Origin of the sequence: Pseudomonas oryzihabitans NBRC 102199 (assembly GCF_000730625.1) — a bacterium.
Lineage (GTDB): Bacteria > Pseudomonadota > Gammaproteobacteria > Pseudomonadales > Pseudomonadaceae > Chryseomonas > Chryseomonas oryzihabitans.
Genome location: NZ_BBIT01000009.1, coordinates 422,161 through 437,459, shown reverse-complemented (window position 1 = coordinate 437,459; position 15,299 = coordinate 422,161). Strand labels below are relative to the sequence as shown.

Below are 15,299 nucleotides of genomic sequence, written 5' to 3'. Positions count from 1 at the left end.
GCCCATGTCCATAGCTCAGGCGAGCTATTGACCCCAGGCGACCCAAACACAAAACAGATGTCGCAAAGATGTAAGACAAGGTGTCGCGGCAGGAACCCGGTGCGCACCAAAAGTGCGCACCGGAACAGCGTTGTTACTTTTCTGCACTAGATCAGGGCATCTGTACTTCGATGGTACCGCCCGCGGTCACTTCGACGGTGGTGGTGCCGGGGGCGACATCCGGGGTCACGGCATCGCTGGCGGCCTTCATCGCCGACATGCGCAGCATCGGCAGCGGCTGGGGTACGCCGCTGGTACCCAGGTCCAGGCTGACGATGCGATAGCCCGAGCCACCCAGGGCTTCGGTGGCCAGCTGGGCGCGCGCCTTGAAGGCGGCCACGGCGTTCTTGAACAGGGCATCCTCCTGCTGCTTGCGGGTGCCATCGGCGATGGTGAATTGCAGGTTGCCCATCTTCAGGCTGCCCAGCAGTTCGCCGGTCAGCTTGGACAGGGCGGCGAAGTCGGCGCTTTCCAGGCGCAGTTCACCGCGCTCGCGCCAGGCGTTGATGGCGCGGCCCTGGTCTTCATAGACCGGATAGGTGTTGCGATTGCCCAGGGAAACGTCCACCCCCTTGACCTTGCGCGCCTGCTCCAGGGCGGCGTTTAGGGTCTTGGTGGTGTCGCTGGCCAGGGCCGCCGGATCCTGGCCCTGGCTTTCGGTGTAGAGCATGACCTGCATGCGGTCGCGCGGGACCTCGCGGCTGACCTCGGCCCTCAGGCTGATCTGGTTGTAGCGCGGCTCATCGGCCTGGACGCCGGTGGCGAGCAGGGTGCTGAACAGCGCGGCGCCCAGCACGAGCGGGCGTAGGGGAAAGGTCATGGTGTTCTCCTGATTGGCAGTCCGAAAGCGGTGTGACCGCGGACCTGGCGGATGGTGCGTCGCTTTGCCGCGTCGGCGGCTGCGGGCGGATACCCATCGCTATAATGCCAAGTCTGCTCTGACCGGCAGCCCCGCGGGGCTGTCGTCTCGATCGTTTCTTGCGCCTGGAACCTCGCATGTTCTCCTTGCCTGTTCAATGGTTGTCCGCCAATCGCCAGAATCTCGGGCGCCTGGTCATCATCCGCGTGCTGGTGCTGGCCGCGCAGGCCGGCTCGGTGGGCATCGCCCGGCTGTCGGGCATCGTCCAGCTGCCCTGGACGGCCCTGGCCATCACCCTGGGCGTCTCGGCCGTACTCTGCCTGTTCGCCGCCCTGCGGCTGACCCGCCCCTGGCCGGTCACCGAGCAGGAATACGCCGCCCATCTGGGCTGCGACCTGGCCATCCACAGTGCCCTGCTGTATTTCGCCGGCGGTCCGACCAACCCCTTCGCCTCCTATTACCTGGTGCCCCTGACCATCGCCGCGGCCACGCTGCCCTGGCTCTATACCCTGGTCCTGGCGGCCCTGACCCTGGCGGTCTTCTCGCTGATGCTGCTGTCCTACGAGCCGCTGCACCTGCTGGTGGCCAACGACGGCGCGGTGCTCAGCTACGGCATGTGGCTGAGCTTCGCCCTGTCCGCCGCGGTCATCACCCTGTTCGTCGCGCGCATGGCCACCGCCCTGCGCGAGCAGGAGAGCCTGCAGGCCCAGCGCCGCGAACAGGCCATGCGCGATCAGCAGCTGCTGGCCGTGGCCACCCAGGCCGCCGGCGCGGCCCACGAGCTGAGCACGCCGCTGTCCACCATGAGCGTGTTGCTCAAGGAGCTGCAGCAGGAGTACGCCGGTCAGCCGACCCTGAGCGAGGACCTGGCGCTGTTGCAGGCCCAGGTCGGCCAGTGCAAGCAGACCCTGCAGCAACTGGTGCGCGCGGCCGAGGCGGACCGCCGCCAGACGGTGCAGGAGCAGACCGCCGTGGAGTGGCTGGAGGCGACCATGGATCGCTGGCACCTGATGCGACCGGAAGCCACCTACAGCTTCGAGGTGGTCAGTCTGGGCACGCCACCGCGCCTGACGCCGCCGGTCGAACTTACCCAGGCACTGCTGAATCTACTCAACAATGCCGCCGATGCCTGCCCGGAAAACCTGGCCATCCGTCTGCACTGGGATGCGCGCGAGCTGTGCCTGTCGATCCGCGATCACGGTGCCGGCGTACCCCTGGCCATCGCCGAACAGCTCGGCAAGCCCTTCTTCACCACCAAGGGCAAGGGCTTCGGACTGGGCCTGTTTCTCAGCCAGGCCAGCGTCACCCGCGCCGGCGGCACGGTGAAGCTCTACAATCACGAAGAAGGCGGCACCCTGACCGAATTGCGCCTGCCGCGGCACTACGCCCTGGCGTGAATGCCTGGAGAATTCTATGACTGACGACCTCAACAGCGGTTTCGACGACCAGCCCCACATCCTGCTGGTCGACGACGATCCCACCTTTACCCGGGTGATGGCCCGCGCCATGGACCGCCGCGGCCTGCGCGTGTCCATCGCCGACAGCGCCGAGGAAGGCCTGCAACTGGCCAAGGAAGACCTGCCGGACTACGCCGTGCTCGACCTCAAGATGGAAGGGGACTCGGGGCTGGTACTGCTGCCCCAGCTGCTGGAGCTGCACCCGGAGATGCGCGTGGTGATCCTCACCGGCTATTCCAGCATCGCCACCGCCGTGGAGGCCATCAAGCGCGGCGCCACCAACTACCTGTGCAAGCCGGCGGATGCCGACGACGTCCTGGCCGGTCTGCTCGCCCAGCACGCCGATCTCGACACCCTGGTGCCGGACAATCCCATGTCGGTGGATCGCCTGCAGTGGGAGCACATCCAGCGGGTACTGTCCGAACACGAAGGCAACATCTCGGCGACCGCGCGGGCGCTGGGCATGCACCGCCGTACCCTGCAGCGCAAGCTGCAGAAGCGTCCGGTGCGTCGCTGAAGCTGGCATCGCCCACGATCTCCGTGGGCGACAAACTGTTACATTGTTTCAGTCAGAATTCGTTCAGGCTTTCCGGCATAGGCTGTGCAGGCGTCTCGTTGAGCAGTCCTTGAGAGTCCGAGCATGTCCGAATCCGCCGTACCCGTGCCCTCCGTCTACGGGGCTTCCCGTGGGCATTTCCTGGCCCGCGTCTGGGCTTTGATCACCCCCTACTGGCGCAGTGAAGAGAAAGGCAAGGCCTGGCTCCTGCTGTCCGTGGTCATCGCCCTGTCGCTGGCCGGGGTCGGCCTGTCGGTGGCCCTGAACACCTGGTATCGCTACTTCTACGACGCCCTGCAGAATCGCGATCTGGCCGCCTTCATCCGGCTGATGCTGTATTTCTGCGGGCTGGCCGCCACCGCCATCCTGCTGGCCGTGTACCGGCTTTACCTCACTCAGGCGCTGACCATCAACTGGCGGCGCTGGCTGACCGAAAAGCACTTCGGCCTCTGGCTGTCCGACCGCAACTACTACCAGCTGGAACGCGAAGGCGGCGCCGACAACCCCGACCAGCGCCTCACCGAAGACATCCGCGACTTCGCCGAAACCACCCTGAGCCTCGGGCTGGGCTTCATCCGCACCGTGGTCAGCCTGGTGTCCTTCAGCGTCATCCTGTTCGGCATCTCCGGCGACATCACCCTGTTCGGCATCACCATCCCGGCCTACATGTTCTGGGCGGCCCTGATCTACGCCACCGTCGGCACCTGGCTGACCCATCTGATCGGCCGTCGGCTGATCGGTCTCTACAACCAGCAGCAACGCTATGAAGCCGACCTGCGCTTCGGCCTTATCCGCGTCCGCGAGAAGGCCGAGAGCGTGGCGCTGTTCCGCGGTGAGGCCAACGAGCACCGCCGTCTGCTGGATCGCTTCGGCTACGTCTGGGGCAACTACCACCTGGTGATGAACTACACCAAGCGGCTGACCTTCTTTACCGCTGGCTACAGCCAGATCGCCATCATCGCCGGCTTCGTCCTGGCGGCGCCGCGCTATTTCTCCGGCAAGATCCAGCTGGGCGATCTGATGCAGATCAACTCGGCCTTCGGCAATGTCCAGGAAAGTCTCAGCTGGTTCGTCGACGCCTACGTCAGCCTGGCCGGCTGGCGCGCCGTTTCCGATCGTCTGCTGACCTTTCGCGAGACCATGGCCGAATTCAGCCAGGAGACCGACATCCTGGTGCCCCATGCCAGTAGCAGCGACCTGGTCCTGGAAGGTCTTTCCCTGGGTGCCGCCGGCCGGTTGCTGCTGCATCCCACCGATCTGCGTATCGCCCGTGGCGAACACCTGCTGATCGAAGGCGCCTCGGGCAGTGGCAAGAGCACCCTGCTGCGGGCCCTGGCCGGACTCTGGCGGCAAGGGCAGGGCGGGATCGGCGTCCCGCCGGGGCGTCAGCTGTTCCTGCCGCAACAACCCTATCTGCCCATCGGCACCCTGCGCGAAGCCCTGGCCTATCCGCAGCCGGCGGATGCCTATTCCAACGAGCGGCTGGCCGAGGTGCTGCAGCAGTGCCGTCTCGATCACCTGCGCGAGCACCTGGATGAAGCCCGCCACTGGGAACGCACCCTGTCGCCCGGCGAGCAGCAGCGGGTAGCCCTGGCGCGGGCGCTGCTCTACGCCCCCGACTGGCTGTTTCTCGACGAAGCCAGCTCGGCGCTCAGCGAAGCGGACGAGCGTGCGCTCTATGAGCGTCTGCTGGCGGAAAATCCGGGTCTCACCCTGGTCAGTGTCGGCCATCGTCCGAGCCTGCGCGCCTACCATCGCCGCCACCTGCTGCTGGAGGGCCAAGAACTGCGTCCTAGAGCGGTTGGCGAGGGTCGCTGAGATGGACTAAGCGGTCTAAATCGGGCGTTTTCGGGAAGGGGAGTGCTATGATTCCAGAGTCCCTTCAATCGGTACGAGAATCCATGTCAGCAGCTACCGTATCCCGCCCCCGAAAAAGACCCCGCAGCCTGGCAGAAGAGGTCGTCGGAGTGCTTATTCAGCAGATCGGCGACGGCCAATTCCAGCCTGGCGACAAGCTCCCCACCGAGTCGGCCATCATGCAGGCCCAGGGCGTGAGTCGCACCGTGGTGCGCGAGGCCATTTCCCGGCTGCAGGCCGGGGGTTACGTGGAAACGCGCCACGGCATCGGCACCTTCGTGCTGGAGCGGCGCCCCGAGTCGCCATTGCCGATCGATCCGGCCACCATCACCACCCTCAAGGACGTCCTGGCGATGCTCGAATTGCGCATCAGCCTGGAAGTCGAGGCCGCCGGCCTGGCCGCCCAGCGCCGCTCGGCCGAGCAACTGCAGGCCATGTGGGCGCTGCTGGAAGCCATGCGCACCGGCGTCGAGCAGCCCGATCGCGCGGTGAGCGCGGATCTGGAATTGCACCTGCTGATCGCCAGTTCCACCGGCAATCGCTATTTCAGCGACATCATGAGCTACCTGGGCACGGTGCTGATTCCGCGCACCCGGCTCAATTCCGCCTATCTCGCCCACGACGACCAGCAGCTCTATCAGAAGCGGCTGGATGCCGAGCACGAAGCCATTGTCCAGGCCATCGAAGACGGCAACCTCGAGGCGGCTCGTTCGGCCATGCGCCTGCACCTGAGCAACAGTCGCGAGCGGCTCAGACGCGCCCATGAAGAGATGGAACGCCAGGCGGAAGAGGTCTGAAGCAGGGCTTTGACGTCGCGATAGGCATTTTTCTGGTTGGGGCTTGCCCCTTCCACAAAGGAGGTTGTACGATGACTTACAACGGGTAGCGGACCTGCCGCACCCCAGTCCAACCTATGCCGAGGCACTCAAGATGACTCCACAAGAACTCAAACACGTCCTCTCTTCCGGTCTGCTGTCCTTTCCGCTGACCGACTTCGATGCCAACGGCGACTTCCGCCCCGACACCTATGCCAAGCGCCTGGAGTGGCTGGCCCCCTACGGTGCGACCGCACTGTTCGCCGCTGGTGGCACCGGTGAATTCTTCTCGCTGGAAGCCAGCGAATACAGCGGCATCATCAAGACCGCGGTGGACACCTGCCAGGGCAGTGTGCCGATCCTCGCCGGTGTCGGTGGCTCCACCCGCCAGGCCATCGCCTATGCCCAGGAGGCCGAACGGCTGGGCGCCAAGGGTCTGCTGCTGCTGCCGCACTACCTGACCGAAGCCAGCCAGGACGGCGTGGCCGCCCATGTCGAAGCCGTCTGCAAGTCGGTCAAGATCGGCGTGGTGGTCTACAACCGCAACGTCTGCCGCCTGCAGCCCCATCACCTGGAGCAACTGGCCGAGCGCTGCCCGAACCTGATCGGCTACAAGGACGGCCTGGGTGACATCGAACTTATGGTCGCCATTCGCCGCCGCCTGGGCGATCGCTTCAGCTATCTGGGTGGCCTGCCCACCGCGGAAGTCTATGCCGCCGCCTACAAGGCGCTGGGCGTGCCGGTCTATTCCTCGGCCGTGTTCAACTTCATCCCCAAGACCGCCGTGCAGTTCTACGAAGCCATCGCCCGTGACGATCACCAGGCGGTCGGCAAGCTGATCGACGACTTCTTCCTGCCGTACCTGGAAATCCGCAACCGTTGCGCCGGCTACGCCGTCAGCATCGTCAAGGCGGGCGCCCGCATCGCCGGCTACGACGCCGGCCCCGTGCGCACCCCGCTGACGGATCTCAAGCAGGACGAGTACGAAAAGCTCGCCGCCCTGATGGACAAGCTCGGTCCCCAGTAAGATCCGCTTTTCGAGAGGGGCTCCGGCGCCTCTCCCCCCGTTGCACAACCCGCGGCCAGTCGCTTGGTCGCGGGCTTTTTTTGGCTGGTTTTCCTGGCGGTTGGCAGGACGCCAGCGTCAGAGGGCTACCCTGGGCGGCTGACTTAAGGCGTTGCTAAGGCGCGGATGCCAGGTTGGGGGGATACCAGCCCAGTCGTGCCACCGCTAGCCAGGGGATTCCCGCCATGAGCACTGCCTTGCTGTATCTCGCCCTGGCCGCAGCACCCGGGCATTCGACCTGCCTGGCCGCGACGCCACCCTCGGCCGCGGCGCTGGCACTGGCGGTCAGCCGGCCTCCGGCGCCGGAGCCCCAGGCGCTGCCGGTGATCCATACCGCGGGGACCCTGCCGCACACCGGCATCCACGATCAATCCGCCGCGGCGGTGCGCGACTTCGGCTACATGCTCGATCTGGCGCTGGCCTGGCGGGACAGTCGCGATGCCGCGGCCCTGGCACGTCTGGCCCACTATCTCGATGCCTGGCTGCCAGGGTATCGGCCCAGCTTCCAGCCCATCGACGAAACCAACCTGGGCGGTCTCATCCTCGCCTATCGGCTGACCGCGGCGGACCTGCCCCTGGCCACGGCCCAGCGCACCCGCGCGTTCATCGAGACCCTGGCCGAGGGCTATCTGCAGCAGATGGAAGCGCATCGTGGGGATGCCCGTGGCGTCTGGAGCAACAACTGGCAGAGTCACAGGATCAAGCTGGCGACCCTGGCGGCGGGTGCCCTGGATGACCCGGCGCTGTTCGCCCGGGCGCGGGCGGCCTTCGTGGCGCAGCTGTCGGTCAATCTCAAGCCCGATGGCGAGGTGCTGGACTTCGGCGAGCGCGATGCCTTGCACTATGTCGTCTACGACCTCGAACCCCTGGTGCTGGCGGCGGCGGTGGCCCAGGGGCGCGGCGAGGACTGGTTGCACTTGCCGGGTCGAGACGGTCAGACCCTGGCCAGGGCGCTCGACTGGCTGCTGCCCTATGCGCAAGGCCAGCGCAGTCATGAGGAATTCCGCAAGACGACAGTACATTTCGATGTGCAACGCGCCGAGGCCGGTCTGCCCGGCTATGCGGGGCGCTGGGATCCGCAGAACGCCAGAAACCTGTACTGGTCGGCCAGTCTGCTCGATCCGCGCTATGCCTCCATCGCCCGACAGCTCGCCGCGGCGCCGCCACGGCTGCTGTGGGCCTTTGCCCCGGCCTGTCAGGGCTAGCGCCCCTATCAGTCGAGGCTGCGGATGCTGACCCGGGAGGTCCCGTCGGCCACCATGTCGAGACGATCGGCCGCACTGCGCGACAGGTCGATCAGCCGGCGGCGGACCGTCGGCCCTCGATCGTTGATGCGCACCACCACGCTGCGACCATTGGCCAGGTTGGTGACCTGGACCCGGGTGCCGAAGGGCAGGGTGCGATGGGCCGCGGTCAGGGCCCCGGGATCGTATTTCTCGCCGCTGGCGGTGCGGCGCCCGGCGTGCCACTTGGAGTAGAAGGACGCCATGCCGGTGTCCTGATAGTCATGGGCAGCACTGGAGGACAGCGTGGGCGGGAAGCTTTCCTGACTGGCGCAACCGGCGAACAGCAGGACCAGCGACAGCAGTCCGGCACGGTGGATCCGATGCATCTCGATGCCTCCTGGCAAAACGACCGGCAGCAGCTTAAGGGGTCGGAGCGGGACTGTCAGCCCCGCTCCGTTACCCCGTGCGACCGCCGTCAGCCTTCCAGTTTCTGCTTGAGCAGCTGGTTGACCTGGCCGGGGTTGGCCTTGCCCTTGGAGGCCTTCATGGCCTGGCCGACGAAGAAGCCGAACATCTTGCCGCGCTTGGCTTCGTCGCTGGCGCGGTATTGCTCGACCTGGGCGGCGTTGGCCGCCAGGACCTCGTCCAGCATGGCCTCGATGGCGCCGCTGTCGGTAACCTGCTTGAGGCCCTTGGCTTCGATGATGGCGTCGGCGCTCGCGCCTTCGCCGGCGGCCAGCGCCTCGAACACCATCTTGGCGATCTTGCCGGAGATGGTGTCGTCCTTGATGCGCAGAATCAGGCCGCCCAGCTGGGCCGCGCTCACCGGCGCCTGGGCGATGTCCAGGTCCTGCTTGTTGAGCAGGCTCGACAATTCGCCCATCACCCAGTTGGCGGCCAGCTTGGCGTCGCCGCTCACCCGCTGGACTTCCTCGAAGTAGTCGGCCAGTTCGCGGCTGGCGGACAGCACGCTGGCGTCATAGACCGACAGCCCGTACTCGCTCTGGAAGCGATCGCGCTTCTCGGTCGGCAGCTCGGGCAGCTGGCTGCGCACCTCGGCCAGGAAGGCCGGCTCGATCACCACCGGCAAGAGGTCGGGGCAGGGGAAGTAACGGTAGTCGTTGGCTTCTTCCTTGCTCCGCATGGAGCGGGTCTCGTCCTTGTTGGGATCGTACAGGCGGGTTTCCTGCACCACGGTGCCGCCGTCCTCGATCAATTCGATCTGGCGCTGGACCTCGTGGTTGATGGCCTTCTCGATGAAGCGGAAGGAGTTGACGTTCTTGATCTCGGCGCGGGTGCCGAAGGCTTCCTGGCCCTTGGGGCGTACCGAGACGTTGCAGTCGCAACGCAGCGAACCCTCGGCCATGTTGCCGTCGCAGATGCCCAGGTAGCGCACCAGGGCATGGATGGCCTTCACATAGGCCACGGCTTCCTTGGCGCTGCGGATGTCCGGCTCGGAGACGATCTCCAGCAGCGGCGTGCCGGCGCGGTTCAGGTCGATGCCGCTCATGCCGTGGAAGTCTTCGTGCAGGCTCTTGCCGGCGTCTTCTTCCAGGTGCGCGCGGGTGATGCCGATGCGCTTGACGGTGCCGTCTTCGAGGGTGATGTCCAGGTGGCCCTTGCCGACGATGGGATGATCCATCTGGCTGGTCTGGTAGCCCTTGGGCAGGTCTGGGTAGAAGTAGTTCTTGCGCGCGAAGACGTTGCGTTCGGCGATCTCGGCGTCGATGGCCAGGCCGAACTTGCAGGCCATGCGCACCGCCTCGGCGTTGAGCACCGGCAGGGTGCCGGGCATGCCCAGGTCGACCAGGCTGGCGTGGGCATTGGGCTCGGCGCCGAAACTGGTGGCGCTGCCGGAGAAAATCTTCGATTGGGTGCTGAGCTGAGCGTGGATCTCAAGCCCGATCACGGTTTCCCATTGCATGTCTCTATCCTTCCTCAGAAGCCGCTCGGCGCCTGGCGATGCCAGTCGCTGACCTGCTGGTACTGGTGGGCGACGTTGAGTAGCCGGCCTTCCTGGAAATAGTTGCCGAGCAGCTGCACGCCCACCGGCAGGCCGTCGACGAAGCTGGCTGGCATCGACAGGCCGGGGATGCCGGCGAGGTTGGCGGCGATGGTGTAGAGGTCTTCGAGATAGGCGGAGACCGGATCGTTGCTCTTCTCGCCGAGTTTCCAGGCCAGGTTCGGCGTGGTCGGGCCGAGAATGACGTCGACCTCGGCGAAGGCCGCGACGAAGTCGTTCTTGATCAGCCGGCGGATGCGCTGGGCCTTGAGGTAGTAGGCGTCGTAGTAGCCAGCCGACAGGGCATAGGTGCCGACCATGATGCGGCGCTTCACTTCCGCACCGAAGCCTTCGCCACGGGATCTCTTGTAGAGATCTTCCAGGTTGACCGGATTCTCGCAGCGATAGCCGAAGCGCACGCCGTCGAAGCGCGACAGGTTGGAGCTGGCCTCGGCCGGGGCGATGACGTAATAGGCCGGAATCGCGTGCTGCAGGGTGGGCAGCGAGATGTCCTTGACGGTGGCGCCGAGCTTCTTCAGCTCCTCGACCACGGCCAGTACCTTGTCACCGATGCGGGTGTCCAGGCCGGCACCGAAGTATTCCCGCGGCAGGCCGATGCGCAGGCCGCTCAGCGGCTGCTGCAGGGCAGCCTGGTAGTCGTCCACCGGCTGGTCGACGCTGGTGGAGTCCTTGGGGTCGAAACCGGCCATGGCCTGCAGCAGCAGGGCGCAGTCTTCGGCGGTGCGCGCCAGGGGACCGCCCTGGTCGAGGCTGGAAGCGTAGGCGATCATGCCCCAGCGCGAGACGCGGCCGTAGGTGGGCTTGACGCCGGTGAGGTTGGTCAGGGCCGCCGGCTGGCGAATCGAGCCGCCGGTGTCGGTGCCGGTGGCGGCCGGCAGCAGGCGCGCGGCCACGGCCGCGGCGGAACCACCGGAGGAGCCGCCCGGGACCCGGGTGAGGTCCCAGGGATTCTTCACCGGGCCGTAGTGGCTGGACTCGTTGGCCGAACCCATGGCGAATTCGTCCATGTTCAGCTTGCCCAGGGAGACGGTACCGGCTGCTGCCAGCCGCTCCACCACGGTGGCGTCATAGGGCGCCTTGAAGCCGGTGAGGATTTTCGAACCGCAGCTGGTGAGCACCCCCTGGGTGCAGAACAGATCCTTGTGGGCGAGGGGCGCACCGAGCAGGGCGCCATTCTCGCCAGCGGCGCGTCGGGCGTCGGCGGCCCGCGCCTGGGCCAGGGCCGCGTCGGCGGTCACGGTGATGAAGCTGTTGAGCTGGGGGTCGAGCTGCTCGATCCGCTGCAGCAGGCCGCGGGTCAATTCCTCGGCGGAAAAATCCTTGGCGGCCAGGGCGGCGGCGATTTCGGTCAGGGTCAGCTGATGCATGTCGTGTCTCACTCGATCACCTTGGGGACCAGATACAGGCCGGCTTCCACGGCCGGGGCGATGGCCTGGTAGGCCTCGCGCCGGTCGCCTTCGGTGGCCTGGTCGGGGCGCAGACGCTGGGTGGCTTCCAGCGGGTGGGCGAGGGGATCGATACCCGTGGTGTCCACGGCCTGCATCTGGTCGACGAGGCCGAGGATGTCGTTGAGGGTGGCGGTGGTAGCGGCGAGATCCGCTTCATCGAGACCCAGACGGGCCAGGTGAGCGATCTTTTCGACGTCGGTGCGTTCGAGCGCCATCGGCTTCTCCAAGCAGGAAGGCGGCGTGACCCGGTCGGTGGCCGCGTATGCTGGAGACGGGCTGGGCGGGTCGGGCGCCGCGTTGAACAGGGGCTTAACGGCCCGGAAAAGCTCTCAATCTAGCATATCGGCGCCTTGCCCTAAATCCCTGCGATTGATAGAGTCTGCCGCACTTTTTTACCCGCACGTTTGTCCTGTCGCGTGCCTGCTTGTCACCGCCTAGGGTCACCTCATGTTCAAGAAATTGCGTGGCATGTTCTCCAGCGATCTGTCGATCGACCTGGGAACCGCCAACACCCTTATTTATGTCCGCGAGCGTGGCATCGTGCTCAACGAGCCGTCGGTCGTCGCCATCCGTACCCACGGCAACCAGAAGAGCGTCGTCGCCGTCGGTACCGACGCCAAGCGCATGCTCGGCCGGACGCCGGGCAACATCTCCGCCATTCGCCCGATGAAGGACGGCGTCATCGCCGACTTCAGCGTCTGCGAAAAGATGTTGCAATACTTCATCAACAAGGTGCACGAGAACAGCTTCCTGCAGCCCAGTCCGCGGGTGCTGATCTGCGTGCCCTGCAAGTCGACCCAGGTCGAGCGTCGCGCCATTCGCGAATCCGCGCTGGGCGCGGGTGCCCGTGAAGTGTTCCTGATCGAGGAGCCCATGGCCGCGGCCATCGGCGCCGGTCTGCCGGTCGAGGAAGCCCATGGCTCCATGGTCGTCGACATCGGTGGCGGCACCACCGAGATCGCCCTGATCTCGCTGAATGGCGTGGTCTATGCCGAATCCGTCCGCGTCGGCGGCGATCGCTTCGACGAAGCCATCGTCACCTATGTGCGCCGCAACTACGGCAGCCTGATCGGCGAATCCACCGCCGAGCGCATCAAGCAGGAAATCGGCACCGCCTACCCGGGCGGCGAGGTCCGCGAGATCGACGTCCGTGGCCGCAACCTGGCCGAAGGCGTACCGCGCAGCTTCACCCTCAATTCCAACGAGGTGCTCGAAGCCATGCAGGAATCCCTGGCGACCATCGTCCAGGCGGTCAAGAGCTGCCTGGAGCAGTCGCCGCCGGAGCTGGCTTCCGACATCGCCGAGCGCGGCCTGGTGCTGACCGGTGGTGGCGCCCTGCTGCGCGATCTGGACAAGCTGCTGTCGCTGGAAACCGGGCTGCCGGTGATCGTCGCCGAAGACCCGCTGACCTGCGTGGCCCGTGGCGGCGGCAAGGCGCTGGACATGATGGATCGCCACGCCATGGACCTGCTGTCCACCGAATAAGGCAGTTCCAGGCTACAGGCCCCGCTCCGGCTGCCCCTGGCGGCCGGAGCGCCGGGCGCGTTCTGCGAGGAACTCACCATCAAGCCGATTTTCAGCAAAAGCCCGGCGCTGGGCATTCGTCTGCTGATCCTGGCCGCCCTTTCGGTGGGTGTCATGGTCACCGACGCGCGCTTCGACTACCTGAAACCGGTACGCAGCGAACTGGCGCTGGTTCTCTCGCCCCTCTATGAGGTGGCGGGCTTTCCCCTGCGCGCCTGGGAAGGCGTCAGCGATCAGTTTTCCAGCCGCACCGAGCTGATGGCGGAAAACGAGCGACTCAAGGCCGAGCAGCTGCTGCTGCAGCGCCGTCTGCAGAAACTCGCCGCCCTCACCGAACAGAACGTGCGCCTGCGCGAGCTGCTCAATTCCGCCGCCCTGGTGGACGACAAGGTGCTGGTCGGCGAGCTGATCGGCGTCGACCCCAATCCCTATACCCATCGCATCATCATCGACAAGGGCGCGAAGGACGGCGTCTTCGTCGGCCAGCCGGTGCTCGACGCCAGCGGCCTCATGGGGCAGGTGGTGGAGGTGATGCCCTATTCGGCGCGCGTACTGCTGCTCACCGACGTGACCCACAGCATTCCGGTGCAGGTCAATCGCAACGGCCTGCGCGCCATCGCCGTGGGCACCGGCAATCCCGAGCGCCTAGAATTGCGCTATGTGGCCGACACTGCCGACATCAAGGAAGGCGACCTGCTGGTGAGTTCCGGCCTGGGGCAGCGCTTCCCGGCCGGCTACCCGGTGGCGACCGTGTCCAAGGTGATCCACGACTCGGGGCAACCCTTCGCCGTGGTGCGCGCCATTCCCACCGCCAAGCTCAATCGCAGTCGCTACATGCTGTTGGTGTTCAGCGACACCCGCACGCCCGAACAGCGCGCCAATGACGCCGCCGAGGCCCAGGAAGCCGCCGATCGCCACGCGGCCCAGCGCCCTGCTGCCCCGGCGAATCCGCCGCCGGCCGGCGCCTCGGCCGCTCAACCGGCGGCCGCCAACGCCACCCCGGCGCCTGCGGCCAGCAGCGGCAGTCGCAGCGCGACCCCGACCAAGCCACCGGCGGGGCAGGGCGGTGGTTCGGCTCATCCCGCCACGCCGACCAAGCCGCCCGCCAACGGCAGTGCGGCGCATCCGGCGACGCCGGCCAGGCCGGCGGCCCAGGGCGCGACTGCCACGCCCGCTCAGCCGGCACCAGGCGCTAGCCAGTCGCAGCGCCGGCTCCAGCAACCCGCGCCGGAATTGCCCGACGAGGGTGATCGTTGATGGCGCTGCGCATCGGCCACAACGGGTGGGTGATCTGGCTCACCCTGTTGGTCGGGTTGCTGCTGTCCGTGGTGCCCATGCCCGAGTTCATGGAGATCGGCCGGCCGCTGTGGCTGGCCATGCTGCTGACCTTCTGGACCCTGACCCTGCCGCACCGCGTCGGCCTGCTCACCGCCTGGGTGATGGGCATCGCCGAAGACGTGCTCTACGGCAGTCTGCTCGGCCAGACCGCCCTGGTGCTGAGCCTGGTGGTCTTTCTCGTGCGTTCCCTGGCGCAGCGGCTGCGGGCCTTTCCGATCTGGCAGCAGAGCTTCGTGCTGCTGGTGGTCTATGGCATCGCCCAGCTGCTGGCGCTGTGGCTCAACGCCCTGGCCGGCAGCCGGCCGCCGACCCTGGTGTTTCTCACGCCCTCGCTGGTCAGTGCGCTGCTCTGGCCGTGGATCTATCTGCTGCTCCGCGGGCTGCGCCTCAGATTCGGCGTCAACTAAGCTGGTTTCACCTGCGACAGGCTGGCATTCTCCCGTCATCCCCTGTCGTCTGGTTGTTGTCGATGCCCCAGCTCTACCTTGCCTCCGCTTCGCCCCGCCGCGCCGAACTGCTCGAACAGATCGGCGTGGGCTTCCACAAGGTCGCCGCAACCGTGGACGAAACCCCGCACCCGGGGGAAGCCGCAGACGCCTATGTCGAGCGCCTGGCGCGGGCCAAGGCGGCCATGGGCTGGCAGGTGCTGGCCGGTGCCTCCAGTGGCTGCGTGCTGGGCGCCGACACCTGCGTGGTGCTCGATGACCGGCTGCTCGGCAAGCCCCGGGATCGCGCCGACGCCCTGGCCATGCTCGCGGCGCTCAGCGGGCGCCGGCATCGGGTGGTGACCGGCGTCGCCGTTGCCGATGGCGAGCGCTGCCTGAGTCGCGTGGTGTCCGCCGAGGTGGAATTCCGCCCCCTGGCGCCCGGTGAGGCCGAGCGCTACTGGGACACCGGCGAGCCGGCCGACAAGGCCGGCAGCTACGCCATCCAGGGCGCCGGCGCAGTCTTCGTGCGCAGCCTGCACGGCAGCTACAGCGCCGTCGTAGGGCTGCCGCTGTGCGAGACCGCGGAACTGCTGAGCGCTTTCGCCATCCCTTGTTGGCGGTCTGTCGGACGGCCGACCGCCCAGTCCTGAGGCGCCCGGCGCC

At 66.7% G+C, this 15,299-nt stretch carries 15 protein-coding genes; 10 read left to right on the top strand and 5 right to left on the bottom strand.

Annotated features, from left to right (window positions below):
- Nucleotides 1-151: 151 nt before the first annotated feature.
- Entirely contained in the window at nt 152-859 is a 708-nt protein-coding gene (locus POR01S_RS12385; protein ID WP_042136097.1) for an SIMPL domain-containing protein, read from the bottom strand.
- Nucleotides 860-1,035: 176 nt separating this feature from the next.
- Here POR01S_RS12385 and POR01S_RS12380 point away from each other — a divergent pair, with 176 nt between their 5' ends.
- From POR01S_RS12380 to POR01S_RS12355, 6 genes are all read left to right on the top strand, one after another.
- Nucleotides 1,036-2,295, top strand: coding sequence for an ATP-binding protein (locus POR01S_RS12380; protein WP_007159543.1), 1,260 nt, complete (start codon nt 1,036-1,038; stop codon nt 2,293-2,295).
- 16 nt (nt 2,296-2,311) lie between these two features.
- Nucleotides 2,312-2,872, top strand: coding sequence for a response regulator transcription factor (locus POR01S_RS12375; RefSeq protein ID WP_007159542.1), 561 nt, complete (start codon nt 2,312-2,314; stop codon nt 2,870-2,872).
- Between the two features lie 123 nt (nt 2,873-2,995).
- Nucleotides 2,996-4,729: an ABC transporter ATP-binding protein/permease gene (locus POR01S_RS12370; protein WP_007159541.1), complete on the top strand. Its 1,734-nt coding sequence runs from the start codon at nt 2,996-2,998 to the stop codon at nt 4,727-4,729.
- 83 nt (nt 4,730-4,812) lie between these two features.
- Nucleotides 4,813-5,565 (top strand): FadR/GntR family transcriptional regulator, encoded by a 753-nt coding sequence (locus tag POR01S_RS12365; RefSeq protein ID WP_027597104.1) that lies wholly within the window; start codon nt 4,813-4,815, stop codon nt 5,563-5,565.
- Nucleotides 5,566-5,698: 133 nt separating this feature from the next.
- A complete protein-coding gene (kdgD, locus tag POR01S_RS12360; protein WP_007159539.1) occupies nt 5,699-6,610 on the top strand; it encodes a 5-dehydro-4-deoxyglucarate dehydratase in 912 nt (303 codons plus the stop codon).
- Between the two features lie 224 nt (nt 6,611-6,834).
- Nucleotides 6,835-7,854, top strand: a complete 1,020-nt coding sequence (locus tag POR01S_RS12355) for an alginate lyase family protein (protein WP_042136094.1) — start codon at nt 6,835-6,837, stop codon at nt 7,852-7,854.
- A gap of 8 nt (nt 7,855-7,862) precedes the next feature.
- Here the strand turns inward: POR01S_RS12355 and POR01S_RS12350 are convergent, their stop codons facing one another.
- From POR01S_RS12350 to gatC, 4 genes are all read right to left on the bottom strand, one after another.
- Nucleotides 7,863-8,261 carry a septal ring lytic transglycosylase RlpA family protein gene (locus POR01S_RS12350; RefSeq protein ID WP_007159537.1) on the bottom strand — a complete coding sequence of 133 codons (399 nt, stop codon included), beginning with the start codon at nt 8,259-8,261 and terminating at the stop codon, nt 7,863-7,865.
- Nucleotides 8,262-8,350: 89 nt separating this feature from the next.
- Entirely contained in the window at nt 8,351-9,799 is a 1,449-nt protein-coding gene (gene gatB / locus POR01S_RS12345) for an Asp-tRNA(Asn)/Glu-tRNA(Gln) amidotransferase subunit GatB (RefSeq protein WP_042136092.1), read from the bottom strand.
- Between the two features lie 14 nt (nt 9,800-9,813).
- Nucleotides 9,814-11,265, bottom strand: coding sequence for an Asp-tRNA(Asn)/Glu-tRNA(Gln) amidotransferase subunit GatA (gene gatA, locus POR01S_RS12340; RefSeq protein ID WP_042136090.1), 1,452 nt, complete (start codon nt 11,263-11,265; stop codon nt 9,814-9,816).
- An 8-nt stretch (nt 11,266-11,273) separates the two neighbouring features.
- Nucleotides 11,274-11,561 carry an Asp-tRNA(Asn)/Glu-tRNA(Gln) amidotransferase subunit GatC gene (gene gatC, locus POR01S_RS12335; protein ID WP_027597101.1) on the bottom strand — a complete coding sequence of 96 codons (288 nt, stop codon included), beginning with the start codon at nt 11,559-11,561 and terminating at the stop codon, nt 11,274-11,276.
- Between the two features lie 232 nt (nt 11,562-11,793).
- Here gatC and mreB point away from each other — a divergent pair, with 232 nt between their 5' ends.
- The 4 genes from mreB to POR01S_RS12315 all read left to right on the top strand — a co-directional run bounded on the left by mreB (nt 11,794) and on the right by POR01S_RS12315 (nt 15,286).
- On the top strand, nt 11,794-12,831 hold the full coding sequence (gene mreB, locus POR01S_RS12330) for a rod shape-determining protein MreB (RefSeq protein ID WP_007159533.1): 1,038 nt from the start codon (nt 11,794-11,796) through the stop codon (nt 12,829-12,831).
- An 87-nt stretch (nt 12,832-12,918) separates the two neighbouring features.
- Entirely contained in the window at nt 12,919-14,127 is a 1,209-nt protein-coding gene (gene mreC / locus POR01S_RS12325; RefSeq protein WP_156045023.1) for a rod shape-determining protein MreC, read from the top strand.
- The gene (gene mreD, locus POR01S_RS12320; RefSeq protein WP_007159531.1) at nt 14,127-14,615 is read left to right on the top strand and encodes a rod shape-determining protein MreD; all 489 of its coding nucleotides are present in this window, start codon (nt 14,127-14,129) and stop codon (nt 14,613-14,615) included. The genes mreC and mreD overlap by 1 nt, the downstream gene beginning before the upstream one ends.
- A gap of 62 nt (nt 14,616-14,677) precedes the next feature.
- The gene (locus tag POR01S_RS12315; RefSeq protein ID WP_042136086.1) at nt 14,678-15,286 is read left to right on the top strand and encodes a Maf family protein; all 609 of its coding nucleotides are present in this window, start codon (nt 14,678-14,680) and stop codon (nt 15,284-15,286) included.
- The last annotated feature ends 13 nt before the right edge of the window (nt 15,287-15,299 follow it).